Genomic DNA, 25931 nt, shown 5'->3' with positions numbered 1-25931 from the left:
CGTGGCCGCAGCCTCGCCCGATCGTCTGCACCTCCTCGGCATCCGTCATCACGGGCCGGGCTCGGCGCGCGCGGTGCTGGCGGCGCTCGACGCCGCCGATCCGGCGGTCGTGCTGATCGAAGGGCCGCCCGACGCCGACGAACTGATCGGCTTCGCGGCGTCGCCCGCGATGGTGCCACCGGTCGCTCTGCTGGTGCATGCGCAGGATGACGCGAGCAACGCCAGCTTCTTCCCGTTCGCGGTGTTCTCGCCGGAATGGCAGGCGATCCGCTGGGCGCTGGCGAAGCAGCGACCGGTCCGCTTCATCGACCTGCCGGCGTCGCACCGCCTTGCCGAACGGGCCAAGCTGGCGAAGCAGGAGAGTGATGAAGGCGAGGCCACGCCGGAGAACGCCGACGCGGCTGCGCAAGATCCGCCAGAGCCCACAGACCCGGAGCTGGCACAGATCCGGCGCGATCCGCTGGCCTATCTCGCGACGCTCGCCGGCTATGACGACAGCGAGTCCTGGTGGAACGCGATCGTCGAACAGGGCACGCATGGACCGGAGATCTTTGCCGCGCTGGAAGCTGCGATCACGGCGTTACGGGAGACGATCGATCCGCTGCCCTATCAGCCCCCCGACGAGGCCCAGCGCGAGCTGCGCCGCGAAGCGCACATGCGCCTGCAAATCGCCGCTGCGTTGAGCGAGCATGATGGCCCTGTCGGCGTCGTGTGCGGCGCCTGGCACGTGCCGGCGCTGCGCAAGAAGGTCGCCCTGAAGGACGATCGTGCCCTGCTGAAGGGATTGCCGCAGATCAAGGTGACCGCGACATGGGTGCCCTGGACCGAGACGCGGCTCGCCGCCAGCTCCGGTTATGGCGCCGGCGTGATCTCTCCCGGCTGGTACGCGCATCTCTGGCAAGGATTGCAGCATGGTCAGGTCGCCGCACGCGACGCCACCAGCTTCACGACGCGTTGGCAGACTCGTGTCGCCGAGCTGTTGCGCCGGAATGGCCGGCCGGCATCGACGGCCTCGGCGATCGAAGCGTCGCGGCTGGCGATCACGCTCGCCGCGCTGCGCGACGTTGCGTTGCCTGGCCTCGCAGAAATGCGCGAGGCGAGCCTCGCCACGCTCTGCGAGGGCGAGACCGCGCTGTTCCGCCTGATCGAGCAGCAGCTGATCATCGGGCAGCGTGTCGGCGAGATCGACGACAGCGTGCCGCAGATGCCGCTGGCCGCCGATCTCGCGCGCTGGCAACGCAAGCTGAAGCTCAAGCCCGAGGCGCTCGACAGCGACCTCTCGCTGGATCTGCGCAGCGAGGCAGGCCTTGCGAAATCGCAACTCCTGCATCGTCTCGCGCTGATCCAGGTGCCCTGGGGACGGCTGCAGGGCTCGGGGCAGAGTCGCGGCACCTTTCGCGAGAACTGGCGGCTGCGCTGGGAGCCGGAATTCTCAGTGCGTCTGGTCGAGGCGCTGGTCCATGGCACGACGGTCGCGCAGGCCGCCGGCAACGCCGCGGTGAGCAACGCGCAAACGGCGGCGTCGCTGAACACGGTCGCCGCCATCGTGAGCGGCTGTCTCGAGGCCGGTCTGAGCGAGGCCGCCGAGACCACGATCGCGCTGCTGCAACAGCGCTCGGCGGCAACCAGCGACGTCGCCAATCTCACCGAAGCCGTGCCGCCCCTCGCCGAGATCCTGCGCTACGGCACCGCGCGGGCGCTGCCGACCGAGGCGCTGCGCCTCCTGGTGATCAGCCTCACCGAGACGATCTGCGCCGGCCTCGTCTATGCCTGCCGCAGCCTGCAGGCGGACGTCGCGGCTGATCTGCGCGGCAAGCTGGCGCGGCTCGACGCCGCGATCGGCCTGATCGAGGACGCCGGCCTGCGCGAGGGATGGCGGCGCGCGTTGGCGCTCGTCGCCAACGACACCTCGGCACATCCCTTGTTGAAGGGACTGGCGAGCCGCGCGCTGTACGATCACGGCATCGTCCGGCCCGAGCAGACGGCGCTGGCACTCTCGCGCGCGCTGTCGCACAGCGTACCGACATTGGAGGCCGGCGACTGGCTCGACGGCTTCCTCGGCCAGAGCGGCCAGGTGCTGCTGCACGACCAGGCGCTGCGACGGATCATCGACGCCTGGCTGGCGGCGATCGACGACGAGGCGTTCAACAATCTGCTGCCGGTGATGCGCCGCGCCTTTGCGGGCTTCGACCGCAGCGAGCGGCGGCGGCTGCTCGATGAGCTGGCAAGGCAGCGTCCGACCGCCATGTCGACGGCGACCGACGCCGCGCCGTTGCAGCCGCTGGCGCCGTTGCCGTCCAGCGCGGCCGGCTTCGACGCAGCGCTGCCCTTGCTGCTGACGATCCTTGGCGCGGACCGGCCGATGAAGGGATGACCGACATGAGCAGTGATGCGGAGGCCGAGCGCAATCGCCGCTGGCGCCTCGTTCTCGGTGGCGACGATCAGGCCGGCCTGTCCGATCGCGACCGCCGGCTCGATGCGGCGCTGGCCGGGCTGTATGACGCCGGCGCCGGCGGCAAACGCAGCGGCGGCCGCCGCGGCGGGCTTGGCGGCTCGGCGCCGCGCGTGGCGAGCTGGCTCGGCGACATCAGGGAGTTCTTTCCCGCGCCCGTGGTGCAGGTGATCCAGAAGGACGCGTTCGAGCGGCTCGGCCTGAAGGAAATGCTGCTGCAGCCGGAGTTTCTCGCCGCTCTCGAAGCCGACGTGCATCTCGTCGCCGACCTGATGGCGCTGCGCTCGGTCATGCCCGAGAAAACCAAGGCGACGGCGCGCGAGGTGGTGGCCAAGGTCGTGAAGGAGCTGATGGAGAAGCTCGACGCACGCACCACCGAGGCCATCCGTGGCGCGGTCGACCGCCGCCGCCGCACACGGCGTCCGCGTCCCGGCGACATCGACTGGCCGCGCACCATCGCGAAGAACCTGCGCCACTGGCAGGCCGAGCATCGCACCATCGTGCCGGAGACCCTGATCGGCCACGCCCGCGCCTCGCGGCGGACCAATCTGGAGGAGGTCATCCTCTGCGTGGATCAGTCGGGCTCGATGGGCACCTCCGTCGTCTACTCCTCGATCTTCGCCGCGGTGCTGGCCTCGATCCCGGCGATCGCGATGAAGCTCGTGGTGTTCGACACCAACATCATCGACCTCACCGAGGAGCTTGCTGATCCGGTCGAGGTGCTGTTCTCCGTGCAGCTCGGCGGCGGCACCGACATCAACCAGGCGCTTGCCTATTGCGAGCGCCTTGTGCATGAGCCGACACGGACGCATATGGTGCTGATCAGCGACCTCATCGAGGGCGGCATCGCCGAGCAGATGCTGGCGCGCGCCAAGGCCCTGGTTTCGTCGGGCGTGAATCTGATCGTGCTGCTGGCGCTGAACGACGATGGCCGCCCGGCCTACGACGCCAAGCACGCCGCGATCCTGGCCTCGCTCGGCTGCCCGGTGTTCGCCTGCACGCCGCACCAGTTTCCCGAGCTGATGGCGACGGCGCTGAAGCGCCAGGACATCTGGTCGTGGGCCGCGGCGCAGGACATCAAGCTGGTACGCCCGGAGGACGGTGGCGATTAGTTCGGAGTGCGATGCGGCCGACCGAAAACCAGCAAGCAGAGCGAGAATGGCGGTGCACCTGATCCACCTCACCACTGATCGCTTCGATCCTGCCGCGGAGCGCCCAAATCCGATCAACCCGTTTCCAGGAGAGGCTCTGCTGACCTGGCTGTCCTCCGAGCTGCGGGCGTCGGGCTACGACACGACCGACACCCAAGCTGAGGACTGGGGCTGGTATGCCTACACGGCGAGCGGGCCCATGTCCTACATGCTCGGCGCCAGTGGCGAACCAGGATCGGGACAGGATGTTCACTGGATCATTGCGATCAACGAACGCCGGAGCCTGCGCGACCGTCTCTTCCGCCGCAACAAGATGCTGGCCGAGGACGAGCTGTCCGCACCGTCGAGCGGCTGCTCCGCGCGCAGGGCGACTTTCGGATCACGGCCGTCGAAAGAGACGATTGATGTGCGAGCCGTCAACGGCTCCGATCGCATGGGACATCGATGAAGCGCCTTGTTCTGACATCCATCCTGTTGCTCGGCCGCTATGCGGTTCTGCCCCTGGTCGGGCTGGCTGGCGGATTGCTCTTCATCTGGCTGCTCGCGCTGGACCACTCTACGCGGTTTGTGCTGGCCACCGCGCCCATCATGTTCTGCGTGATCGCGGCTGCCGTCGCGCTGGCGCTCGGAATCCTGTTCGTGCCAGCGCGGCGCGACCGGAGCAACGTTCTGGACGAAGCGACGGCGCCCGCGCTTTGGCGAATCTGGCGGGAGCTCGACCCGGCCTTCGCCAAGCCGAGACGCAGCCTGCGCTTCGACGCCGATTTCAACGCGTCGATTGGCGAAGCGCGCTCCTATGCCGGCATCTTCCGCCAGCATGTCACGATGACCGTCGGACTGCCGCTGTTGATGATCCTCGACGAGCGGGCCATCCGCGCCACTATCGCCCATGAGGTCGCCCATGCCGAGCTGCGTCACATCACCGGCTCTGGCAATCTGTTCGACTTTCTGCGCGCCTGCGAGAACGTTCTCCACTACGCGAACCCCGATCGCACCATCACCGGCCGGATCGCGGCATTTCTGCTGCGCGCGGTGCTCGAATGGGTCAACAGGGAGTATCGCGCACTGTCACGCCAGAACGAGCTGGCCGCAGACCGGCGCGCGGCGGCGCTGATGGGACCCGCCGAGATGGCGCGATCGCTCGTGCTGATCGCCGGCGGCGCGGCGAGGCTGCGCGAGCTGGTCTTTGCGCCCCTCGAGACCGACATGCTCGGCGCCATCAGCGTGCCGGCCACGCCGCTGGAGCGAATATCGACCCAGCTCGCCGCCATCCGTGACCATGACGCGCTCGCCGCTGCCGCGGCCAAGACGATGGACGAGGAGCCCATGGAGGACCCGGATTCGACCCACCCGCCGCTCCGCGCGAGCCTTGCCAATCTCGGCTATGCCACGCTCCCCGCAGTCGATCCGATCGAGGCACCAGCCATCGCGCAGTTGCTGCCACCCGATGCCGCGCGCGACCTCGCCGCGCGGCTCGACGCCGAGTGGCGCAAATTGGCACAGACCAGGGTGCGCCTGGACGGCTGACGCCCAATCGGACCAGCCTGCGGCCCCCCATGGAACTCGGCGCGCTGCCATGCTATCGTCCAGCCGTGCACGATCTCCGAGACCCTTCGGTACAGCGCGCGCAGCTCAAGGTCGACGTCCAGGCCGGCGAGCCGGACTGGACGCCTGCGCGACAGGAATTATGGCGGCGCATCACCGCGCACGATTTCGAGCCGGGCACACCGTTCAACTTCACCCAGCGTCTGGCGCGCGATCATGGCTGGAGTCTCGACGAGGCCCGCGCCGCCATCGAGGCCTATCGGCGCTTCTGCTTTCTCGCGATGGTGTCACCGATGCCGGTGACGCCGAGCGAGGTGGTCGACGAGGTCTGGCATCAGCACCTGATCTATTCGCGCGACTATTGGATCATCTGGTGCGGTGAACGGCTGCAGTCCCCGCTGCATCATGATCCGACCCCGGGCGGGCCGGAGGCGCAGATGACCTACCGCCGCCAATATGCCGAGACCCTGGCGCTGCACGAACGCTTCTTCGGGCCGCCCAGCCCCGATCTGTGGCCTGCGACACATATCCGTTTCGCCGGCCCGCGCTATTTCGTCGCCGACCGTAGAGATTGGCTCACCCTGCCGCGGCCGCGCGCATGGCTGCGGCGACTGTTGAGGAGATGATTGCTTGCCGCTCAATCCGTTCGACTGGACTGCCGGCCCGTTCATCATGCTGTATGTCGGCAGCGCAGCCCTATTGTTCTGGACCGCGTATCGGTGGCGGCGGACGATCGGTCCGGCAGCTTCGATGATCCAGCCCCTGAGCGAGCTGGAGCTGGCCTATCTGGCTGGCGGCGATCGCCGGCTCGGCGATGCCGTGCTGCTCGGGCTCGCCGTGCAGAACGCCGTCACCTTCACATCCGGCGACCACAAGATCACGGTCTCAGATCAGGCGCCGCTGGCGGCCCTGATCAAGCAGCCGCCACGTCTCGCGCTCCAGCCCGACATGACGCGGGAGCAGTTCCAGACTGCACTGGAGCCGCTCGCCCGGCGCCTTCAGCAGCGTCTTCGGACCCTGGGCTATTGCCCGAGCAGCGCGCAGATGAGCGCCTTCCGCCGCTCGGTGCTGCCGTTCGTCGGCGCTCTCATGCTGTTTGGCATCGTCAAGGCGATCGTGGGCCACGCGCGGCACCACGATGTCGAATTTCTGATGTTTCTCCTCGGTGGCACCTTGTTCGCGACGCTGCCGCTCGCATCCGCGCCGCTGCGAACCCGCGCCGGCGAAGACGCATTGAAGAGCTACGAGGCCTCCCACGCGCGCGCAGCACGTGCACCACGCGAGCATGAGCTGCTGCTCGCCGTGGCACTGACGGGCGCCATGGTGTTGTCCGGCACCGCCTATGCGTCAGTGCTCGCGACCTCGAAGGCCCTCGGCGGCAATGGGGGTGGCTGCGGCGGCGGAGGTTGCGGCGGCGGCGATGGTGGCGGCGGCGGTTGCGGCGGCTGCAGCTGACAATCAATCGCTCCGCGCCGCGGTTGATACCAAAGCCTTTCCTGTTCGCATGCGGCGCGGCATCATGCCGGCCATGAGCGACGCAGCACGGCCGACACGGCGCGGCATCGGCCATTCGACCAATCTCGTGGGGCGCCCCTCGGAATGGCTGGCGAGCTGCGCCTTCAACGACAGCGCGGTGCCGCTGCACATCTGGGGCGTCACCGAGATGAACCCCAGCCTGTTCACGATGCTCGATCAGGCCGAGGATCTCGCCGAGGCCGGCCAGGCCTTCTCCAGCTACATGATGGCGATGTTCGGCCTCGATCCGGAGCAGCGCGCCGGGCAGCGGCGCTTCCGCTCCTCGTTCCTGCGGCTGATCCAGGGCTGGGGGTTCGACAGCAACGGCCCGGAAGGCGCCGTCCTGAAAGGCTGGGTCGAGAGCCGGTTCGGCCTCGGCCCGTCCTACCACAAAGAGATCATCGAACGCGTGGCGAGCCGGGCCTGGACGAGCTATGTGGAAGAGAAGATGTCGAGCCGCTTCCACAACAACGCGATCTGGGTGCAGCTCGATCTGCTGTTCGAGTTCTGTCAGTGGGCGATCCGCCGCTTCGCCTTCCCTGACGAAACGCATCTCACGCTCTATCGCGGCGTCAATTCGTTCGACGAGCACTGGATCATCGAGCAGACGACGCGCCGCGAGGCGGTGATCCGGCTCAACAATCTCGTGTCGTTCTCTTCGGACCGCGACGCCGCCGGCTGCTTCGGCGACATGATTCTCTCCGCCCGGATTCCCGTCAGCAAGGTCGTGTTCTTCAACAGCCTGCTGGCGTCGCACGCGCTGAAAGGCGAAGGCGAGTATCTCGTCATCGGCGGCGACACCCGCGTCAGCGTGGACTATGTCTGAGCGCGCTCCACATGAGCGCGCCTGATGTCGGCGAGACGCTGACCGCGCGGCACGCCGCGGCGATGCTGACCCCAGGACTGTTGAAGGAAAACATCGACGGCGAAGCCATCGCTTGGGCGTCCGCGCGCCTGCGGCAACGCGCGGAGCGGCGCAAATTTCTGATCGTGCTGTCGGACGGCGCGCCTGTGGACGACTCCACGCTCTCCGAGAACGGCGAGAGCTATCTGCATCATCACCTGCCTGAGCAGATCCGCCAGATCGAGGCGGCGGGGGACATCCGGATCGCGGCGATCGGAATTGGGCACCCCGTTGACCGCTATTACGGCGACGGCGTCATGATCGGCTCCCCCGGGGAGTTGGAGAGCACCGTGACGGCTGTAATCGAACGACTGTTGAAAGAAGGCACCTGAAGCCCTCGCCAAGCCTGTCGCCTCGGTGACGGCCCGAACGGGCAGTCATGAGCTTGACGAGACCGGGGATCTGCGGCCGCTGGCCCCGGCGCATCGGACGCAGGCCGCGCGCGAGTTCTGACCAGAAACGGCTCAAGACTGAGCTCCTCCGGCCCTGTCATACGCCCCAGGGCATCTCGATCGGAGCGGACGGGATCGGCAATTCAATGGGTGGGATATCATCGGCAAATGGCGCGCCCGGAACGATTCGAACGTCCGACCCTCAGATTCGTAGTCTGATGCTCTATCCAGCTGAGCTACGGGCGCGTTTTTCGCCATGTCAGGCTTCGGCGCTGGGCCGGATCCTGGAAGGCCGGAGCGGCAGATGCCGGCAGGCCTCGCGAAGGGCCTCTGACTAACGACTCGGAGGCCGCTTGGCAAGGCTGCAGCGGGACATTTTGTGCTCCTTTTTTGAAGGGACCTCCGCGCCGCGGACGGCAGGACGGTCGACGCCGCGGGGACGGATCAGGCGCTGGCGCGCTCGGTCCAGAACGTCTGCAGCTCGACCGGCCGGTCCGGAACCGTGATTCGGAAGGTCGCGCCCAGGGTGCCCTCGACCAGCTGGATGTCACCGTCATGAGCGCGCACCAGTTCGGCCGCGATGGCGAGGCCAAGGCCGGAGCCGCCAGGCCGGCCGGCGCCGCGAAATGCCTCGAACAGGTGCTCTCGCACCTTGGCTGGCACGCCGGGCCCGGTATCGGACACCTCCAGAATGGTCACCGCCCCCTCGCGGCGGCCGGTGATGCGGATCTGGCGAACGCCGGCATCCGCAGAGAGGCTGTCGAGGGCCTGCGCCGCGTTGCGCACGAGGTTGAGCAGCACGCGGAACAGCTGGTCCGGGTCGGCGTCGATCTTCAGTCCGCGCTCGATCGCGCTGATCCAGGTGATCGAAGCGTCGGGTGCGAGGCCGGCAGTCTCCCGCACCTCGGCGACCACCTGCTCGACGACGACCATGCGGCGGTCCGGCGCCGGCTCCTGGACCTTGCCGTAGGACAGCGTCGACTGGCAGAACGCGATGGCGCGCTCCAGCGAGCGCATCAGCTTCGGCGCGAAACGCTGCACCCGCGGATCGGGCACGCTGGCGAGCTGGTCCGACAGCAGCTGCGACGACGCCAGCAGGTTGCGCAGATCGTGATTGATCTTGGAGACGGCAAGGCCGAGCGCGGCCAGCCGGCTCTTCTGATGCAGCATCGAGACGAGGTCGCGCTGCATGTCGGCGAGCTCGCGCTCGGCGACACCGATCTCGTCGGAGCGCTGGCTCGGCACGATGATTCGCGCCGCGCTCTCGGGATTCTCATGGAAGCCGACCAGGCTCGCGGTCAGGCGCCGCATCGGCCGCACGAACAGATAATGCAGGGCCAGATAGACCAGTGCCGCCGTCAGCATCGCGAGCAGCAGCGACACGCCGAGCAGGTTGCGCGAGAAGCGGTACATCGCCTTGCGCAGCGGCTTCTCGTCGGTGACGACCTCGATGAACTGCGCACGGCCCTGCGCCGGCCCGATCACGCGCATGGTGTGATCGCCGGTCTCGGTCATCATCTTCAGCGAATTGACGATCGACGACCACACCGTCATGTCGCGCATGTCGAAGTCATGATCGATCGACGCCGGCAGGTCGGCGCTGGCGAGCAGACGGCGCTGCTGGCCCATCTTGATCGCGACGCCGCGCGCGTTGATCGAGGTCAGGATCTGGCGCGCCAGCGAATCCGGCACCATGCCGGAGGGCGCGGCGTCGAGCACCAGCGCGGCGGTATTGGCGGCGGCGAGGCGATCGTTGAGGCGGTTGGTCCAGAAGTTCGCGATCGCAGGCACGTAGACCAGAACGGCTGCGATCATCACCAGCGGAATCGTCAGCAGCAGCAGCTTTCCGGACAAGCCGAGGCGACGCGACCGCTTGGGTCGCAGACGCTCCAGGATCGGCTGGTTGTCGCTCTCTGTCACGTATCGCCCTTGTAAGAGACACCCCCACCCTTACGGGACCGCAAGATGGGACTGCACCGGAGTCCGGTCAAATTACGGATCGCTCATGTTGAGGTTTCCAAATCGTTCATAATGGAACCCGCAATCTCTCGACCCGCCTCTGCTTCCTCCCGTGCCCCCTGCTCCATGAACCCCGAAGCGCGGCGGTCATTCTCGACCACCCTGCCCCTGATCGCGTGTTCTCTTCTCGTGCCATCTTGTGTCATCCTGGGCCGACGCTGCCCCGGTGCGTGTTACCAGGGCCTTGTCGAGGGCTGCTGAACCAGGACTGCTGCCGCTCCCGTCGAGCTCTTCGCGGCGACGCCTTGCCGCGATTGACGAAGGCAGGACGCTCCCTTATAAGCCGCGCCAACTGTCCGCGATGACCCGGCTCGTCCGGGGGCGGCTCGATTTCAGGGCCGGCAGCGGTCCGCTTTGGGCCAGCAAGCATCACCGGACATCCTCGACATTTCAAGCCGGCAAGTTGTCAACTGGCAAATTGCCCGTCAGCGGAGAACGACCCGTGAAGCGGACTTATCAACCCAGCAAACTGGTGCGCAAGCGCCGTCACGGCTTCCGCGCCCGTCTCGCCACCACCGGCGGCCGCAAGGTCCTTGCCGCGCGTCGCGCCCGAGGCCGTAAGCGTCTCAGCGCCTGAAGCCAGGGCGTCGTCCCGGAGATTTCCATCATGGATCGGCTGCGGCAGCGGGCGGACTTCCTCGCCGTTGCCGATGGCGTGCGGGCGAACAGCCCTGCCTTCGTGGTCCAGCGGCGCGAGCGCGCGGACCAGGGCGCGATCCGGATCGGCTTTACCGTCACCAAGAAGAATGGCACCGCCACGGAGCGTAATCGCATCCGTCGGCGGTTGCGCGAGCTTGTGAAACGGCTCGATCCCCTGTCGCTACGGCCGCACAGCGACTATGTGCTGATCGGCCGCCGCGATGCGCTATCGCGCGATTTCCAGACCATGCTCGACGATCTCCAGGCGACGCTTCGCCGCCTCGACCGGCCGCAGGCCAAGCCGCAGCCGCGCAAGCCATCGGATGCGCACAGGCGCAATGCTCCCGCACCGGACGCGCATTCCCGCAAACCGGATTGAATGACGAGACGATAAGAAAACGATGACCGACAATCGCAACACCATCCTCGCCGTCATCCTGTCCGGCCTCGTGCTGATCCTCTGGCAGGTCTTCTACAATGGCCCGCAGATGGAGAAGGAGCGGCAGCGCGCGCAGATGCAGGCCGAGCTTGCCAAGAAGCAGGCACCGGCCGCGCAGTCCGACAGCACCGCGCCGTCTGCCACCCCACAGCCGGGAGCGGCGGCGTCGGGCAGCCCGAGCGCACCGGGCGGCGCAGCACCCGGCGCCAGCGGCGTGATGCCGCGCGAGACTGCGATCGCCGCCACGCCCCGCGTCAAGATCGACACGCCACGGCTCACCGGCAGCATCTCGCTCAAGGGCGCGCGCATCGACGATCTGGCCTTCGTGCAGTATCGCGAGACGGTCGATCCGAAGTCGCCGGCCATCGTGCTGTTCTCGCCGTCCAGCACCGCCGAGCCCTATTACGCCGAATTCGGCTGGGTCAACGCCGCCGGCGCCAAGGTCCAGGTGCCCGACCAGAACACGGTCTGGCAGCAGGACGGCTCCAACGCGCTGACGCCGTCAACGCCGGTCAAGCTGACCACCACCAATAGCGACGGCCTGACCTTCCAGCGCACCATCTCCGTCGACGATCACTATCTCTTCACGATCAAGGACGACGTCACCAACGCCGGCAACGCGCCGGTGACGCTGTATCCGTACGGCCTGATCTCCCGCCACGGCACGCCGCACGTGTCGGGCTACTACATCCTGCATGAAGGCCTGATCGGCTACCTCGGCGAGAAGGGCCTGCAGGAATACACCTACAAGAAGATCGACGAGGACAAGGCCGCGAAGTTCGACGTCACCAATGGCTGGCTCGGCATCACCGACAAATATTGGGCGACGGCGCTGCTGCCGATGACGGATGCGCGGCTGCAGGCGAACTATTCGTCGAAGCTGGTCGACAACCAGCATCGCTACCAGACCGACTATGTCGAGAACCCGCAGACGGTGCCGGCCGGCGGCTCGGCATCCGTCTCGACCCGGCTGTTCGCCGGCGCCAAGGAGGCCGGCGTCGTCGGCATCAACTTCCCGCTCGGCGGCCTCGGCGGCTACAACCAGAAGCTTGGGCTCAACCATTTCGATCTCTTGATCGACTGGGGCTGGTTCTACTTCCTGACCAAGCCGATGTTCCTGGCGCTCGACTTCTTCTTCCGCTTCTTCGGCAATTTCGGCATCTCGATCCTGCTGGTGACGGTGCTGGTGAAGCTCCTGTTCTTCCCGCTGGCCAACAAGTCCTACGCCTCGATGGCCAAGATGAAGGCGATCCAGCCGCAACTGCAGGCGCTCAAGGAGCGCTATCCGGACGACCGGATGAAGCAGCAGCAGGAGATGATGGAGATCTACAAGAAGGAGAAGATCAACCCGGTCGCCGGCTGTCTTCCGGTCGTGCTGCAGATCCCGGTGTTCTTCTCGCTCTACAAGGTGCTGTTCGTCACCATCGAGATGCGGCACGCGCCCTTCTACGGCTGGATCAAGGACCTCTCTGCGCCGGATCCGACCAACCTGTTCACGCTGTTCGGCCTGATCCCGTTCGATCCGACGCAGCTGCCGCTGTTCGGCCACTACCTCGCGCTCGGCATCTGGCCGATCATCATGGGTATCACGATGTGGTTCCAGATGAAGCTGAACCCGACGCCGCCGGATCCGACCCAGGCGATGATCTTCAACTGGATGCCGCTGATCTTCACCTTCATGCTCGCGGGCTTCCCGGCCGGTCTCGTGATCTACTGGGCCTGGAACAACACGCTGTCGGTGCTGCAGCAGGGCTTCATCATGCGCCGCAACGGCGTGAAGGTGGAGCTGTTCGACAACATCCGCGGCACCTTCAAGAAAAAAGCGGCGTGACGAGTAAGGCGGCGTGAAACGTCGAGCCGCCGAAACTACGAAAAATCCTGCGTCATGGCCGGGCTTGTCCCGGCCATCCACGTCTTGAGGGTCGGCAATGACGACGTGGATGCCCCGGGACGAGCCCGGGCATGACGGAGAGACGAGGGCCATGATGAGCACCACTGGCGACACCGACGAGCGCCTGATCGAAAAGGGCCGCAAGCTGTTTGCGCAGGCGTGGCGCTTCACGCACGCCTCGCCGTCGATCGAGAGCTTGCCGCCGATGGGGGCGATCGAGGTCGCCTTTGCCGGCCGCTCCAATGTCGGCAAGTCCAGCCTGATCAACGCGCTGACCGGCCAGAATGCGCTGGCGCGCACCTCGCACACGCCGGGCCGCACCCAGGAGCTGATCTTCTTCGAGGGACCCGACTATGCGCCGCTGCGCCTCGTCGACATGCCCGGCTATGGCTATGCTGCTGCGGCCAAGACCAAGGTCGCATCCTGGACCGAGCTGATCCACAAATTCCTGCTCGGACGCGCCTCGCTCGCCCGCGTTTATGTGCTGATCGATGCCCGCCACGGGCTGAAGGAGGTCGACCAGGACATCCTCAAGACGCTCGACCGATCCGCGGTCAGCTATCAGCTGGTGCTGACCAAGGCCGACCAGATCAAGCCGGCCGAGCTCACGACCCGCATCGCCGAGACCGAAGCTGCGCTTGCCAAGCATCCGGCGGCATTCCCGCAGGTGCTGGCCACGTCGTCCCGCTCGGGCACCGGCATGCCGGAGCTGCGCGCCGCGATGGTGCGGCTGCTGGAGGAACGCGGCGCATGACGAAGCTGTGGCGGCTGCTGATCGCGCTCGCCGGGCTGATGGGGGCCGCCGGCGTGGCGCTGGCCGCCAAGGCGGCGCACGATGCCGATGCATCGCGGCTCGCGACCGCATCGACCATGCTGCTGTTCCACGCCTGCGCTCTGCTCGGCGCGGTTACCCTGGCCGAGCGCGGCGTCGTTCATCGGCGCATCGGACTCGTCGCCGCGCTCGGCATGGTGCTGGGTCCCGCGCTGTTCTCCGGCGATCTCATGATGCGGCAGTTCGCCGGCGACCGGCTGTTTCCGTTCGCCGCGCCGACCGGCGGCATGCTCCTGATCGGCGGATGGCTGGTGCTCGCCCTCGCGGCGCTGTGGCCTCGGCGCGGCTGATCCGGCGCTTTGCGCCGCGCCCGGCAATCGGATAGAACCGCGCGCGACGCCCCGATAGCCGAGATCCCCCCGACATGGCCGACGCGACCACCATCAGCCCGCTCGATCAAGCCCGCATCCTGTCCGAAGCCCTCCCGCACATGCAGGAGTATGACGACGAAACCATCGTCATCAAATATGGCGGCCATGCCATGGGGGACGAGGACACCGCAAAGGCCTTCGCACGCGACATCGTGCTGCTCGAGCAGACCGCGATCAACCCGGTGGTGGTGCATGGCGGCGGACCGCAAATCGCGACCATGCTCAAGCGGCTCGGCATCGTCTCCGAATTCGCCGCGGGGCTGCGCATTACCGACGCCGCGACCATCGAGATCGTCGAGATGGTGCTGGCAGGCTCGATCAACAAGCAGCTGGTCGGCTATATCAATGAAGCCGGCGGCAAGGCCGTCGGCCTGTGCGGCAAGGACGGCAACATGGTGCGCGCCGTCAAGGCGACCCGTACCATGGTCGATCCCGACAGCCATATCGAGAAGGTGGTCGATCTCGGCTTTGTCGGCGAACCCGACAAGGTCGATCTCACGCTTCTCAACCAGCTGATCGGCTACGAGCTGATCCCGATCCTCGCGCCGCTCGCGACCTCGAAGGACGGCCAGACGTTCAACGTCAACGCCGACACCTTCGCCGGCGCGGTCGCCGGTGCGCTCAAGGCCAAGCGGCTGCTGCTGCTCACCGACGTGCCCGGCGTGCTCGACAAGTCGAAGAAGCTGATTCCGGAATTGTCGGTGAAGGACGCGCGCAAGCTGATCGCCGACGGCACCATTTCGGGCGGCATGATCCCGAAGGTCGAGACCTGCATCTACGCGCTCGAGCAGGGCGTCCAGGGCGTCGTGATCCTCGACGGCAAGGTGCAGCATGCCGTGCTGCTCGAGCTGTTCACCAACCAGGGCACGGGCACGCTGATCCACAAGTGATGGACACGTCCGCCACACAGCCATCTCTCGTCATGCCCGGGCTCGACCCGGGCATCCACGGCGCTCTTTCCGGTGGGGGCAACAACTTGGATGGCCGGGACAGGCCCGGCCATGACGGCGGAGAGAGATGTGGACGAGCGAAGTCCGTCCCGGCCCGCGTCGTGCTCGCCTTGGCTGCCCTCCTTCTTCCGCTTCTCGCCGCATCGTCCCCCGCCCGCGCCGACCTCAAGCTCTGCAACCGCATGAGCTACGTCGTCGAGGCCGCGATCGGCATCGACGAGAAGGCGGCGACCGCGACGCGCGGCTGGTTCCGGCTCGATCCGGCAACCTGCCGCGTGGTGTTGCAGGGCACGCTCACGGCAGACCGCATCCTCCTTCATGCCCGCGCGCTCAGCCTGTATGGCGCCTCGCCGCTCGCCGCGAACGGCAATGACCAGCTGTGCGTGGCATCCGACAATTTCGTCATCGCTGCCGCCCGGCAGTGCCGCACGGGACAGACGCCGGCGGCGTTCACGCAGGTGACGCCGACCAAGACCGATGACGGCACACTGATTGCCTATCTCGCCGAGAGCGCGGAGTATGACGACGAGCAGGCCCGGCTCGCCGGCATCCAGCGGCTGCTCGGCATTGCCGGCTACGACGCCTCGCCGATCGACGGCGTCGACGGGCCGAAGACGCAGGCTGCGCTCGCCGCGTTTCTAAAGAGCCGAGGCCTGTCGTCCGACGTCGTGTCGCAGCCGAGTTTTTTCGCAACCATGGTAGAGGCCGTGCAGACGCCCTCGCCGACCGGGTTGACCTGGTGCAACGACACGCCTCACAAGGTGATGGCGGCGGTCGGCACGGATGACGGTCGCACGGTGGTCAGCCGCGGCTGGTACCGCATCGATGCCGGCAAGTGCCTGCATCCGGACATCACGGGTCAGCCGAAGAAGGTCTACAGCTTCGCCGAAGCGGTCGACGACGAGAACCGCACCATCAAGCTGAAGAACAAGCCGCTGAACTGGGGCGGCCTGGTGCAGCTCTGCACCCGCGAGAACAAGTTCGAGACGTCGGAGCAAGGCGACTGCCCGAGCCGCGGCTTCACCGCGACCGGCTTCACCGCCGTCGACATCACCCGCAGCGGCAAGACGCTGCGCTTTGCGCTGCCGTGATGGGCTCGTCGATGTTGCCCGCAACGCCGCCAAAAACTCAGCCGTCATCCCGGCGAACGCCGGGATCCATAACCACCGGCCGTAATGTGGGCCGCCGGCGTGAGCCATCGTGCCTCAAGATAGATTCCGCGGTATGGGTCCCGGCGTTCGCCGGGACGACGACGGAATATGATGCGCCAGCCGGGCAAAACCGATCGAGGCAACAATGACAAAATCCCCCCGCGCCTTCGATCACGTCGACACCTGGGTGTTCGATCTCGACAACACGCTGTATCCGCATCACGTCAATCTGTGGCAGCAGGTGGATGCGCGGATCGGCGAGTTCGTGTCCAACTGGCTCAAGGTCGATGCGGACGAGGCACGCCGGATTCAAAAGGACTACTACCGCCGTTACGGCACAACGATGCGCGGCATGATGACCGAACATGGCGTGCACGCCGACGACTTCCTGGCCTACGTGCACAAGATCGACCATTCGCCGCTGGAGGCGAACCCGGCGATGGGGGCTGCGATCGAGCAGTTGCCGGGACGCAAGCTGATCCTGACCAACGGCTCGGTCGACCATGTCGACGCCGTGCTGGCGCGGCTCGGCATCGCCGATCATTTCCACGGCGTATTCGACATCAAGGCTGCCGAGTTGACGCCGAAGCCGGCGCGCGAAACTTATGACAAATTCCTGGGGCTGCACGATGTCGATCCGACGCGTGCCGCGATGTTCGAGGACCTCGCGCGCAATCTGGTCGTGCCGCACGACCTCGGCATGACCACGGTGCTGGTGGTGCCCGACGGCACCAAGGAGGTGGTGCGCGAGGATTGGGAGCTGGCGGGGCGCGACGATCCGCATGTCGATCACGTCACGGACGATTTGACCGGGTTCTTGCAGCGGCTTGTCTCCGCGTAGCCAGCTTCGCGTCGTCCCGGACAAGCGGCCGGCTGGCCGGTCATGAGTTGCGACGGCGGTCCGCCAAACTCGGTGTCGTCCCGGGCTTGACCCGGGACCCATAACCACAGGCGGATGAGTGAGGCACGCAAGTGGCTCAGGATGTGCCCATCACATCTCCCTGTGGTTATGGGTCCCGGATCGGCGCTCGCGCGAGAGAGCCTTCGCATGAGCGGACAGCGTGGCGCTCCGCTTGTCCGGGACGACGGCGGAGTGAACTTGACTCGCCTGCCCCAAACTCCGAAAAAGCCGGCCTGCCCCACCCTGCTCGTACATGACCGACCCAGGCGACCCGCCCGGGACCAAGCGAGGATCGATCGATGTCACTGTCCGCCCTGGAATCCACCATCAACAGCGCCTTCGATGCCCGCGACGGCGTCTCGACCTCGACCAAGGGCGAGGTCCGCGACGCCGTGGAGAGCGCGCTGGAGCTGCTCGACAAGGGCGAGGCGCGAGTCGCCGAGCGTGGTTCGGACGGGAAGTGGAGCGTCAACCAGTGGCTGAAGAAGGCCGTGCTGCTGTCGTTCCGCCTCAACGACATGAGCGTGATCCCCGGCGGCCCCGGCCAGGCGTCGTGGTGGGACAAGGTGCCGTCGAAGTTCGAGGGCTGGGGCGAGAACCGTTTTCGCGATGCCGGCTTCCGCGCCGTGCCCGGCGCGATCGTGCGCCGCTCGGCCTTCATCGCCAAGAACGTCGTGCTGATGCCGTCCTTCGTCAATCTCGGCGCCTATGTCGATGAGGCGACCATGGTCGACACCTGGTCGACGGTCGGCTCCTGCGCCCAGATCGGCAAGCGCGTGCACATCTCCGGCGGCGTCGGCATCGGCGGCGTGCTGGAGCCGCTGCAGGCCGGCCCCGTGATCGTCGAGGATGACTGCTTCATCGGCGCGCGTTCGGAGGTCGCCGAGGGCGTCATCGTGCGCAAGGGCGCGGTGCTGGCGATGGGCGTGTTCCTGGGCGCCTCGACCAAGATCGTCGACCGCGAGACCGGCGAGACCTTCGTCGGCGAGGTGCCGGAATACGCGGTGGTGGTGCCGGGCGCACTGCCGGGCAAGCCGATGAAGAACGGCCAGATCGGCCCCTCCACCGCCTGCGCCGTCATCGTCAAGCGCGTCGACGAGCGTACCCGCTCGAAGACGTCGATCAACGAGCTGCTGCGCGACTGATCGAACCACGGCTGCAACCGCAGCGACGAATCTCCGGACCGGCCGCGCCGTCCGGAGATTGCCCATGGATTGGACCTGGTTTCTGTTCCGCTTCGACGGCCGGATCAACCGCGCCAAGCTCTGGCTGTCGCTGCTGGTGATCTTCGGCTGGATGTTGCTCGCCGCCGCGCTGATGGCCGGCGTCAGCAAGCTGCTGGGCGGCCCTGCTGCCGCCAGCCTCAATCTGACGAGCATTTTTGCGGTCCTCGACCCCGACACCTATCGCGGCTTGGCGCGCGCCGATGTCGTGCGGTCGGCGGTCCATGTCGTTCTCACCCCCGTGTTCGCCTGGGTCTTCGCCGCGGGCGCGGTCAAGCGCCTGCATGACCGCGACAAGAGCGGTTGGTGGACGGTGCCGATGTTCGTCGTTCCGGGCCTCGTCGACCAATTCGCCGACCGCCTGCCGGGCACTGTCCTGCCGATGATCCTTGGAGCGATCGCCGCGCTGCTCTCGCTGTGGGGCTTCATCGAATTGTACTGCCTGGCCGGTGACCCCTGGACCAACCGCTTCGGACCGAACCCGTTGCCGAAGACCCGCCCTGGCGGCCAACGCTCCGGCCCGCCGCGCGCAGGATGGGATCAGCACCAGGAGCTGGAATTCACCCCGCAGATCGCCAGCCCGCCGCTGGCGGAAGCGTCAATCGGCAGCACTAGCCCGCCGCCAAACGAGCATGATAAGCGGAGGGCATGACCGATGCCCTCACCATCACCCGCGACCTGATCCGCTGCCCCTCCGTGACCCCGGCCGACGCCGGCGCCCTCGGCGTGCTCGAAGCCCTGCTGAAGGACGCGGGCTTCACGACCCATCGGGTCACTTTTTCGGAAGCCGGCACCGCCGACATCGACAACCTCTACGCCCGCATCGGCACCGAGGGCCCGCACATCACCTTTGCCGGCCATACCGACGTGGTGCCGCCTGGCGATGAGGCGGCATGGAGCCTTGGCGCATTCTCCGGCGAGGTGAAGGACGGCTACATCTACGGCCGCGGCGCCGTGGACATGAAGGGCGGCATTGCCTGCAGCGTGGCGGCTGCGCTCGCCTATCTGCGTGATCACGGCGGCAAGCCGAAGGGCTCGATTTCGTTCCTCATCACCGGCGACGAGGAGGACGTCTCGATCAACGGCACCATCAAGCTGCTGCAATGGGCGGCCGAGCGCGGCGAAAAGTTCGACCATTGCGTGCTGGGTGAGCCGTCCAACCAGGAAGTGATGGGCGACTGCATCAAGATCGGCCGCCGCGGCTCGCAGTCCGGCACGCTGATCGTCGAGGGCAAGCAGGGCCATGTCGCCTATCCGCACCGCGCCTCCAACCCGGTGCCGGACATTTCGCGGCTGATCGTCGCGCTGTCGGACGAGCCGCTGGACCATGGCAGCGCGCAGTTCCAGCCGTCGAACCTCGAATTCACCACCGTCGATGTCGGCAACACCGCCACCAACGTCATCGCGGGAATCGCACGGGCGAAGTTCAACATCCGCTACAATGACTGCCATACGCAGGAGTCGCTGCGCGCGCTGGTCGAGGAGCGGCTGGCGAGGGCCTGCGGCAACCGCATCCGCGCCCATATTGATTGGCTGCCGTCGAACTCCAACGTGTTCCTGACCAAGCCGGGACCGTTCACCGATCTCGCGGTCGCGGCCATCGCGGAGGTGACGGGACGCAGGCCGGAGCTGTCGACCACCGGCGGCACCTCGGACGCGCGCTTCATCTCGAGCTATTGCCCGGTGATCGAGTTCGGCCTGGTCGGCCAGACCATGCACCAGATCGATGAGCGGGCCTCCGTCGCAGACATCGCGACCTTGACCAAGATCTATCGCGGCATCCTCGATCGCTATTTCGCGTAGCCGAGCGCCGCCTTAGTAGTCGACCTTCACCAGATAGAGCCCTTCCGGCGGAGCGACGACGCCACACGCTGCGCGCTTGCGCGCGGCAAGCGCCGCAGCGAGATCGTCGGCACTCCAACGGCCCTGCCCGACCCACACCAGCGAACCGACCATCGAGCGCACCTGGCTGTGCAGGTAGGACCGCGCGGAGGTGATGATCGTGATCGCGTCGCCATCTCTCACGACGTCGAGCTGATCGAGCGTCTTTTCCGGCGACTTGGCCTGACACTCGGTGTCGCGGAAGGTCGTGAAATCATGCTTGCCGATCAGGCGCTGCGCCGCAACGTGCATCGCGTCGGAGTCGAGCCGCTGCGGCACGCGCCAGACGCGGCCGACCTCGAGGGCGAGGTTGGAGCGGCGGTTGACGATACGATAGCGATAGTGCCGCTTGCGCGCGGAGAAGCGCGCTTCGAACGTGTCGGGCACGATTTCGGCGTCGAGCACCGCGACGGGATTGGGCCGCAGATGCGCGTTGAGCGCATCGCGCAATTTGTCGGGCCGAAATTCCTTGTCGATGTCGCAATGCGCGACTTGTCCGGTGGCGTGGACGCCGGCATCGGTGCGGCCGGAACCGTGCACGCGCGTGGGCACGCCGCAGGTCGCCTGCACCGCCGCTTCCAGCGCGCCCTGCACCGACGGCAGCGTCTCCTGCAACTGCCAGCCGCAGAAGGGAGTGCCGTCGTATTCGATGGTGAGCTTGTAGCGGGGCATCGCCTCGATCGCATGTGGCCGTCATTGCCGGGCTTGACCCGGCAATCCATCCAGGAACGAAACTTGTTCGCGAGATGGATGCGCGGGTCAAGCCCGCGCATGACGAGCTGAAATGGTCAGCCGAAGCGCAGGCCCGGCGCGACAGACGTGCCGCGCAGGAAATCCGCGGCCTTCATCGGGCCCTTGCCGGCGCGCTGCAACTCGGTGATGCGGATCGCGCCGCCGGCGCAGGCGATGGTGAGGTGATCGTCGAGGACGGTGCCCGGCTCACCCGCGCCGTCGGCCAGCGCGCAGCGCAGGATCTTCAGGCGCACCGCCTCGCCGTCCAACACGACCTCGCTCCAGGCGCCGGGGAACGGCGACAGGCCGTGGATGTGACGCAGCACGGCGTGCGCCGGCTTCGCCCAGTCGATCCGCGCCTCGGCCTTGTCGATCTTGGCGGCGTAGGTCACGCCGTCCTCGGCCTGCCTGGTGAGCGTCAGTCCGCCGCGCTCCAGCGCCGCCATCGCGCGGACCATCAGGTCGGCGCCGATGCGGGACAGCTTGTCGTGCAGATCCGACGCCGTCATCGCATCCGTAATCGGCAACCGCTCGGCCATCGCGACGTCGCCCGTATCGAGCCCGACGTCCATCTTCATCACCATCACGCCGCTCTCGGCATCGCCCGCCATGATGGCGCGATTGATCGGCGCGGCGCCGCGCCAGCGCGGCAGCAGCGAGGCATGCAGGTTGTAGCAGCCGAGTTTTGGCGTATCGAGAATCGCCTGCGGCAGGATCATGCCGTAGGCCACGACGACGGCGGCATCAGCCTGGTGCGCGCGGAATTCGGCCAATGCCTCGTCGGTCTTCAGCGTCTTCGGGGTGAGCACGGGGATGCCGAGCCGGCGCGCCTCGGTCTCGATCGGCGTCGGCTGCAGCGCCAGGCCACGACGGCCACCGGGCTTCGGCGCACGCGTGTAGACGGCCACGATCTCGTGGCCGTGGCCGGCCAGCTCGAGCAGAGTGGGCACGGCGAAATCCGGCGTGCCCATGAAGATCAGGCGAAGCGGCATGTGGTCTAAGACCCTGCAAAGCCTCTACTCCGCTGTCATGGCCGGGCTTGTCCCGGCCATCCACGTCGCAATGCCAGCGCGAGAGGCAAGACGTGGATGCCCGGGTCAGGCCCGGGCATGACGAAGGAGAGAGTTGATCGTTACTCGCCCGCGCGCTTGGCGGCCTTGGTGAACTTCTTCATGACGCGGTCGCGCTTGAGCTTCGACAGGTAGTCGATGAACAGCACGCCGTTGAGATGGTCGATCTCGTGCTGGATGCAGGTGGCGTAGAGCCCCTCGGCATCCTCCTCGCGGACCACGCCGTCGAGATCGGTGAAGCGCACGCGCACCCGCGCCGGCCGCTCGACCTCCTCGTAATATTCGGGGATCGACAGGCAGCCTTCCTCATAGACCGACAGCTCATCTGACTTGGCGATGATCTCGGGATTGATGAACACCCGCGGCTCGCGCTTGGTCTCGCCGCCGGAGTCAGGCTTGGCCAGATCCATGGTGATGACGCGCACGGGTTGCGCGACCTGGATCGCCGCCAGCCCGATGCCGGGGGCGTCGTACATGGTCTGAAACATGTCGTCGACCAGCTGCCGGATGTCCGGCGTGACCTTCTCGACAGGCTTGGACACCAGCCGGAGCTGCCGGTCCGGCAGGATGATGATTTCTCTTAAGGACATGGCGCGCGATTTAAGCCCCGGAACAGGCGCGGTCAATGTGAGGACGCGCGGTTAAGAGTTCGCTAACCATGAATTTCAACGTCTCGTTAACCATGCTTCTTAACCCGCCCTTAACCATAAATGTTCTCTCTTCGTTCGCGACGCTTTGCGAATCGGATAGACGGGGGTGATGACCGCCAGCCAATCGCTGAATTCTGCGCTCAATCCTGTCGTCGTCATGGTCGGCGACCTGCCCGTGCGCGCCAGCGACGCGCTGATCGGGTTTGGCGTGCTGGTGCTGCTGCTGCTCGTGATGATCGGCCTGGCGGTGGCCCGCTCCGGACGGCGGAGCGCGGAGCTTGCCGCCCAGCAGGCGATGCGCACCGAGGAGATCGAACAGCGGTTCGGCGAAATGATCCGGGTGCAGAGCGAGGCCTCCGGCCGGGTCGACGCCATGGCGCAACTGCTCGCCGGCCGGCAGGTGGATCTCGCCCGCAGCGTCAACGAGCGGCTCGACGCCGTCACCCATCGCGTCGGCCAGTCGATGGAGCAGACCACGCGGCACACTATGGATAGCTTGCGCGTCCTGCACGAACGGCTCGGCATCATCGACAATGCGCACCGCGATCTCAGCGAGCTGACCACACAGGTCGCGACCTTGCGCGACGTGCTCGCCAACAAACAGTCGCGCGGCGCCTTCGGCCAGGCACGGATGGAGGCGATCGTGCAGGACGGGCTGCCGAAGGGCAGCTACGCGTTCCAGTACACGCTCGCCAGCGGCAAGCGGCCGGACTGCGTCGTGTTCCTGCCCGACGCCAGACCGCTGTGCATCGACGCCAAGTTTCCGCTGGAGGCCGTCACGGCGCTGCACGATGCGGAGACGGACGAAGAGAAGCGCGCGGCTGCGCAGCGCCTGCGCACCGATGTGCTGCGGCACGTCAACGACATTGCCGAGAAGTATCTCGTGGTCGGCGAGACGCAGGACACCGCGCTGATGTTCGTGCCGTCGGAGTCTGTTTATGCCGAGATCCATGACGGCTTCGACGACGTCATCCAGAAGGCCTATCGCGCCCGTGTCGTGCTGGTGTCACCATCGCTTTTGATGCTGGCGATCCAGGTCATGCAGCAGATCATGAAGGACGCCCGCATCCGCGACGCTGCCGACCAGATCCGCAACGAGGTGATCCATCTCGGCGACGATCTCGGCCGCCTGCGCGAGCGCGTACTCAAGCTGCAGAAGCATTTCGGCGACGTCGGCGAGGACATCCGCCAGATCCTGATCTCCGCCGACAAGATCGAGAAGCGCGCGGCGCGGATCGAGGAGCTCGATTTCAGCAAGCAGGATGCGGCGATGGACTCGCCGCGGATCGCGCCGGGCACGGGTGCGACGCCGGATCTGTTTCCGTTGGCGGGGCGGATGCAGGCGGGGGAGTGAGAGCGATCTGCTGTTATTGCAAGTGGCGGCAAATCCAACAACACTGTCATCGCCCGGCTTGACCGGGCGATCCAGTATCCCAGAGGCGTCCGATGGGTACGCGCTCGTACTACGTCTACATACTCGCCAGCCACATCGGCGGCACCTTGTACATCGGCGTGACCAATGATCCGGTTCGACGGGTCGCCGAGCACAGATCCAACCTCTCCGACAGCTTCACCAAGCGCTACGGCGTGACCCGACTCGTCTACTTCGAAGTCTTTGAACAGATCGAGCAAGCCATTCATCGCGAGAAGCGACTCAAGAAGTGGCAGCGGGACTGGAAGATCTCCTTGATCGAAAAGGACAGCCCGGACTGGAACGATCTCTATCCGCAGATCGCGGGAGGCGATGGATAGGCCTCTGGGATACTAGATCGCCCGGTCAAGCCGGGCGATGACAGCTGAGCTTGTGGCACCAGCGGAATCTGCTACCACCTGCGTATGACAGCACCCGAGGCTTCTTCCCACGATATCGCGACCAGCGCTGCGCCCGGCCCGGCCAACCCTGCCCCGCCGACCTGGCGCGAGAGCATGGCCGTCTATCTGCAGCCGCGCGTGCTCGTGGTGCTGTTCCTCGGCTTCTCCTCGGGCCTGCCGCTGGCGCTGTCCGGCTCGACCTTGCAGATCTGGATGCGCGAGCTCGGCGTCGATCTCGGCACGATCGGGCTGTTCGCCCTGGTCGGCACGCCCTACACCTTGAAGTTCCTGTGGGCGCCGCTGGTCGACGCGCTGCATGTGCCGCTGCTGACGCGCGCGTTCGGACGGCGCCGCGGCTGGCTGGTGTTCGCGCAGATGCTGCTGATCGGTGCGATCCTGTTGCTGGCGCTGACCGACCCGGCGCATGCGCCATTCATGGTGGCGCTGGCCGCGCTGCTGGTCGCGGCGACGTCGTCGACCCAGGACATCGTTGTCGACGCCTTTCGCGTGGAGAGCCTGCCGGAGAGCGAGCAGGCCGCCGGCATGGCGTCCTACGTCGCCGCCTATCGGATCGGCATGCTGGTCTCGACCGCCGGCGCGCTCGTCGTGGTCAGCGCATTCGAGAACGCAGGGCTGTCGCGTCCGTCGTCCTGGATGTGGGGCTACGTCGTCATGGCAGCCCTGGTGCTGATCGGCACCATCACCGCATTGGCGGCGACAGAACCAGCGCAGTCGAAGCAGGCCGAGGCCGAGATGAGCGCGGACACTGCGCTCACACGCGTGATGCATGCGGCCAGCGGTGCCTTCCTCGAATTCCTCGGCCGCCGGGACGCGCTGGCCGCGCTCGCCTTCGTCGTGCTGTTCAAGTTCACCGACGCCTTCTCCGGCACGATGACCGCGCCGTTCGTCATCGATCTCGGCTTCACCAAGGTCGACTACGCCGCGATCGTCAAAGGCGTCGGCCTCGCCGCCACGCTCGCCGGCGGCTTTGCCGGCGGCTTCGTCGCGCGGCGCTATTCGCTTGCGACAAGTCTCTGGATCGGCGGCGTGATGCAGGCGCTCGCCAATTTGTCGTTCTCCTGGCTCGCGGTGGTCGGCGTCAATCAATGGGCCCTGGCGCTGGCGATCTCGGCGGAGAATTTCACCAGCGCGATCGGCACGGTGATCTTCGTCGCCTATCTCTCGGCGCTGTGCCAGAACCCGCTGCACACCGCGACCCAATATGCGCTGCTCACCGCGCTGGCCGCGGTCGGGCGCACCTATCTGTCGTCAGGCGCCGGCTACGTGGCGAAGGCGACGGGCTGGCCGCTGTTCTTCGTGATCTGCGTATTGGTGGCGATCCCGAGTCTCGTGCTGCTCGCCTGGCTGCAGCGGCGCGGACATTTCGAGGGTTTGCAGACCCGCGTTTGAG

Annotated in this window: 26 protein-coding genes and 1 tRNA gene; 22 read left to right on the top strand and 5 right to left on the bottom strand. The window is 66.7% G+C overall.

From position 1 onward, the window contains the following. Position 1 precedes the first annotated feature (1 nt). The 8 genes from HL666_RS20865 to HL666_RS20830 all read left to right on the top strand — a co-directional run bounded on the left by HL666_RS20865 (position 2) and on the right by HL666_RS20830 (position 7899). Positions 2-2374, top strand: coding sequence for a DUF5682 family protein (locus HL666_RS20865; protein ID WP_172111627.1), 2373 nt, complete (start codon positions 2-4; stop codon positions 2372-2374). A 5-nt stretch (positions 2375-2379) separates the two neighbouring features. Then, on the top strand, positions 2380-3564 hold the full coding sequence (locus HL666_RS20860) for a vWA domain-containing protein (RefSeq protein ID WP_172111628.1): 1185 nt from the start codon (positions 2380-2382) through the stop codon (positions 3562-3564). Between the two features lie 46 nt (positions 3565-3610). Next, complete coding sequence (locus tag HL666_RS20855) at positions 3611-4051, top strand: hypothetical protein (protein ID WP_172111629.1); 441 nt, start codon at positions 3611-3613, stop codon at positions 4049-4051. Then, the gene (locus HL666_RS20850) at positions 4048-5130 is read left to right on the top strand and encodes a M48 family metalloprotease (protein ID WP_172111630.1); all 1083 of its coding nucleotides are present in this window, start codon (positions 4048-4050) and stop codon (positions 5128-5130) included. The genes HL666_RS20855 and HL666_RS20850 overlap by 4 nt, the downstream gene beginning before the upstream one ends. A 29-nt stretch (positions 5131-5159) precedes the next feature. Further along, complete coding sequence (locus HL666_RS20845; protein WP_210262006.1) at positions 5160-5774, top strand: glycine-rich domain-containing protein; 615 nt, start codon at positions 5160-5162, stop codon at positions 5772-5774. A 4-nt stretch (positions 5775-5778) separates the two neighbouring features. Continuing rightward, entirely contained in the window at positions 5779-6603 is an 825-nt protein-coding gene (locus HL666_RS20840; RefSeq protein WP_172183339.1) for a TIGR04222 domain-containing membrane protein, read from the top strand. 64 nt (positions 6604-6667) lie between these two features. Further along, complete coding sequence (locus HL666_RS20835) at positions 6668-7489, top strand: NAD(+)--dinitrogen-reductase ADP-D-ribosyltransferase (protein ID WP_376698607.1); 822 nt, start codon at positions 6668-6670, stop codon at positions 7487-7489. Between the two features lie 11 nt (positions 7490-7500). Beyond that, positions 7501-7899 carry a cobaltochelatase CobT-related protein gene (locus tag HL666_RS20830; RefSeq protein ID WP_172183336.1) on the top strand — a complete coding sequence of 133 codons (399 nt, stop codon included), beginning with the start codon at positions 7501-7503 and terminating at the stop codon, positions 7897-7899. 229 nt (positions 7900-8128) lie between these two features. Here HL666_RS20830 and HL666_RS20825 read toward each other — a convergent pair. Together HL666_RS20825 and HL666_RS20820 are read right to left on the bottom strand one after the other, a co-directional pair. Then, positions 8129-8205: transfer RNA gene (locus HL666_RS20825), tRNA-Arg, on the bottom strand. A 198-nt stretch (positions 8206-8403) separates the two neighbouring features. After that, entirely contained in the window at positions 8404-9879 is a 1476-nt protein-coding gene (locus HL666_RS20820) for a sensor histidine kinase (RefSeq protein ID WP_172111634.1), read from the bottom strand. Positions 9880-10420: 541 nt separating this feature from the next. Between HL666_RS20820 and rpmH the strand changes: the two genes are divergently transcribed. From rpmH to dapE, 11 genes are all read left to right on the top strand, one after another. After that, entirely contained in the window at positions 10421-10555 is a 135-nt protein-coding gene (gene rpmH, locus HL666_RS20815) for a 50S ribosomal protein L34 (protein WP_006609582.1), read from the top strand. A 30-nt stretch (positions 10556-10585) separates the two neighbouring features. Continuing rightward, a complete protein-coding gene (gene rnpA / locus HL666_RS20810; RefSeq protein ID WP_172111635.1) occupies positions 10586-10996 on the top strand; it encodes a ribonuclease P protein component in 411 nt (136 codons plus the stop codon). 22 nt (positions 10997-11018) lie between these two features. Then, positions 11019-12887: a membrane protein insertase YidC gene (gene yidC, locus HL666_RS20805; protein WP_172183335.1), complete on the top strand. Its 1869-nt coding sequence runs from the start codon at positions 11019-11021 to the stop codon at positions 12885-12887. Positions 12888-13041: 154 nt separating this feature from the next. After that, the gene (gene yihA, locus HL666_RS20800) at positions 13042-13701 is read left to right on the top strand and encodes a ribosome biogenesis GTP-binding protein YihA/YsxC (RefSeq protein ID WP_172183674.1); all 660 of its coding nucleotides are present in this window, start codon (positions 13042-13044) and stop codon (positions 13699-13701) included. Then, positions 13698-14069, top strand: coding sequence for a DUF423 domain-containing protein (locus tag HL666_RS20795; RefSeq protein WP_172183334.1), 372 nt, complete (start codon positions 13698-13700; stop codon positions 14067-14069). Before yihA ends, HL666_RS20795 begins: the two co-directional genes overlap by 4 nt. 74 nt (positions 14070-14143) lie before the next feature. Then, a complete protein-coding gene (gene argB, locus HL666_RS20790) occupies positions 14144-15040 on the top strand; it encodes an acetylglutamate kinase (protein WP_172111639.1) in 897 nt (298 codons plus the stop codon). A gap of 86 nt (positions 15041-15126) precedes the next feature. Further along, on the top strand, positions 15127-16191 hold the full coding sequence (locus HL666_RS20785) for a DUF1036 domain-containing protein (protein ID WP_172183672.1): 1065 nt from the start codon (positions 15127-15129) through the stop codon (positions 16189-16191). A 205-nt stretch (positions 16192-16396) separates the two neighbouring features. Continuing rightward, positions 16397-17092 (top strand): pyrimidine 5'-nucleotidase, encoded by a 696-nt coding sequence (locus tag HL666_RS20780; protein WP_172183332.1) that lies wholly within the window; start codon positions 16397-16399, stop codon positions 17090-17092. Between the two features lie 359 nt (positions 17093-17451). Beyond that, complete coding sequence (gene dapD / locus HL666_RS20775) at positions 17452-18297, top strand: 2,3,4,5-tetrahydropyridine-2,6-dicarboxylate N-succinyltransferase (protein WP_172183330.1); 846 nt, start codon at positions 17452-17454, stop codon at positions 18295-18297. A 64-nt stretch (positions 18298-18361) separates the two neighbouring features. Next, complete coding sequence (locus HL666_RS20770) at positions 18362-19027, top strand: DUF805 domain-containing protein (RefSeq protein WP_172183328.1); 666 nt, start codon at positions 18362-18364, stop codon at positions 19025-19027. Continuing rightward, the gene (dapE, locus tag HL666_RS20765; protein WP_172111643.1) at positions 19024-20178 is read left to right on the top strand and encodes a succinyl-diaminopimelate desuccinylase; all 1155 of its coding nucleotides are present in this window, start codon (positions 19024-19026) and stop codon (positions 20176-20178) included. Before HL666_RS20770 ends, dapE begins: the two co-directional genes overlap by 4 nt. A 12-nt stretch (positions 20179-20190) precedes the next feature. Here the strand turns inward: dapE and truA are convergent, their stop codons facing one another. The 3 genes from truA to def form a co-directional block, all read right to left on the bottom strand. Further along, positions 20191-20928, bottom strand: coding sequence for a tRNA pseudouridine(38-40) synthase TruA (gene truA, locus HL666_RS20760; RefSeq protein ID WP_172111644.1), 738 nt, complete (start codon positions 20926-20928; stop codon positions 20191-20193). A gap of 116 nt (positions 20929-21044) precedes the next feature. Beyond that, a complete protein-coding gene (gene fmt / locus HL666_RS20755) occupies positions 21045-21980 on the bottom strand; it encodes a methionyl-tRNA formyltransferase (protein ID WP_172183326.1) in 936 nt (311 codons plus the stop codon). Positions 21981-22120: 140 nt separating this feature from the next. Beyond that, positions 22121-22648 carry a peptide deformylase gene (def, locus tag HL666_RS20750; RefSeq protein WP_172111646.1) on the bottom strand — a complete coding sequence of 176 codons (528 nt, stop codon included), beginning with the start codon at positions 22646-22648 and terminating at the stop codon, positions 22121-22123. A 169-nt stretch (positions 22649-22817) separates the two neighbouring features. Here def and HL666_RS20745 point away from each other — a divergent pair, with 169 nt between their 5' ends. The 3 genes from HL666_RS20745 (at position 22818) to HL666_RS20735 (ending at position 25930) form a co-directional block, all read left to right on the top strand. After that, entirely contained in the window at positions 22818-24062 is a 1245-nt protein-coding gene (locus tag HL666_RS20745; RefSeq protein ID WP_172183324.1) for a DNA recombination protein RmuC, read from the top strand. 92 nt (positions 24063-24154) lie between these two features. Then, positions 24155-24460 (top strand): GIY-YIG nuclease family protein, encoded by a 306-nt coding sequence (locus HL666_RS20740; protein WP_172183322.1) that lies wholly within the window; start codon positions 24155-24157, stop codon positions 24458-24460. 84 nt (positions 24461-24544) lie between these two features. After that, a complete protein-coding gene (locus tag HL666_RS20735; protein WP_172183320.1) occupies positions 24545-25930 on the top strand; it encodes an AmpG family muropeptide MFS transporter in 1386 nt (461 codons plus the stop codon). Position 25931: the final 1 nt, after the last annotated feature.

The sequence above is a fragment of the Bradyrhizobium aeschynomenes genome (genome assembly GCF_013178945.1).
Lineage (GTDB): Bacteria > Pseudomonadota > Alphaproteobacteria > Rhizobiales > Xanthobacteraceae > Bradyrhizobium > Bradyrhizobium aeschynomenes.
The sequence above is the reverse complement of the archived record's forward strand: the minus strand, read 5'-3'. Positions and strand labels throughout refer to the sequence as shown.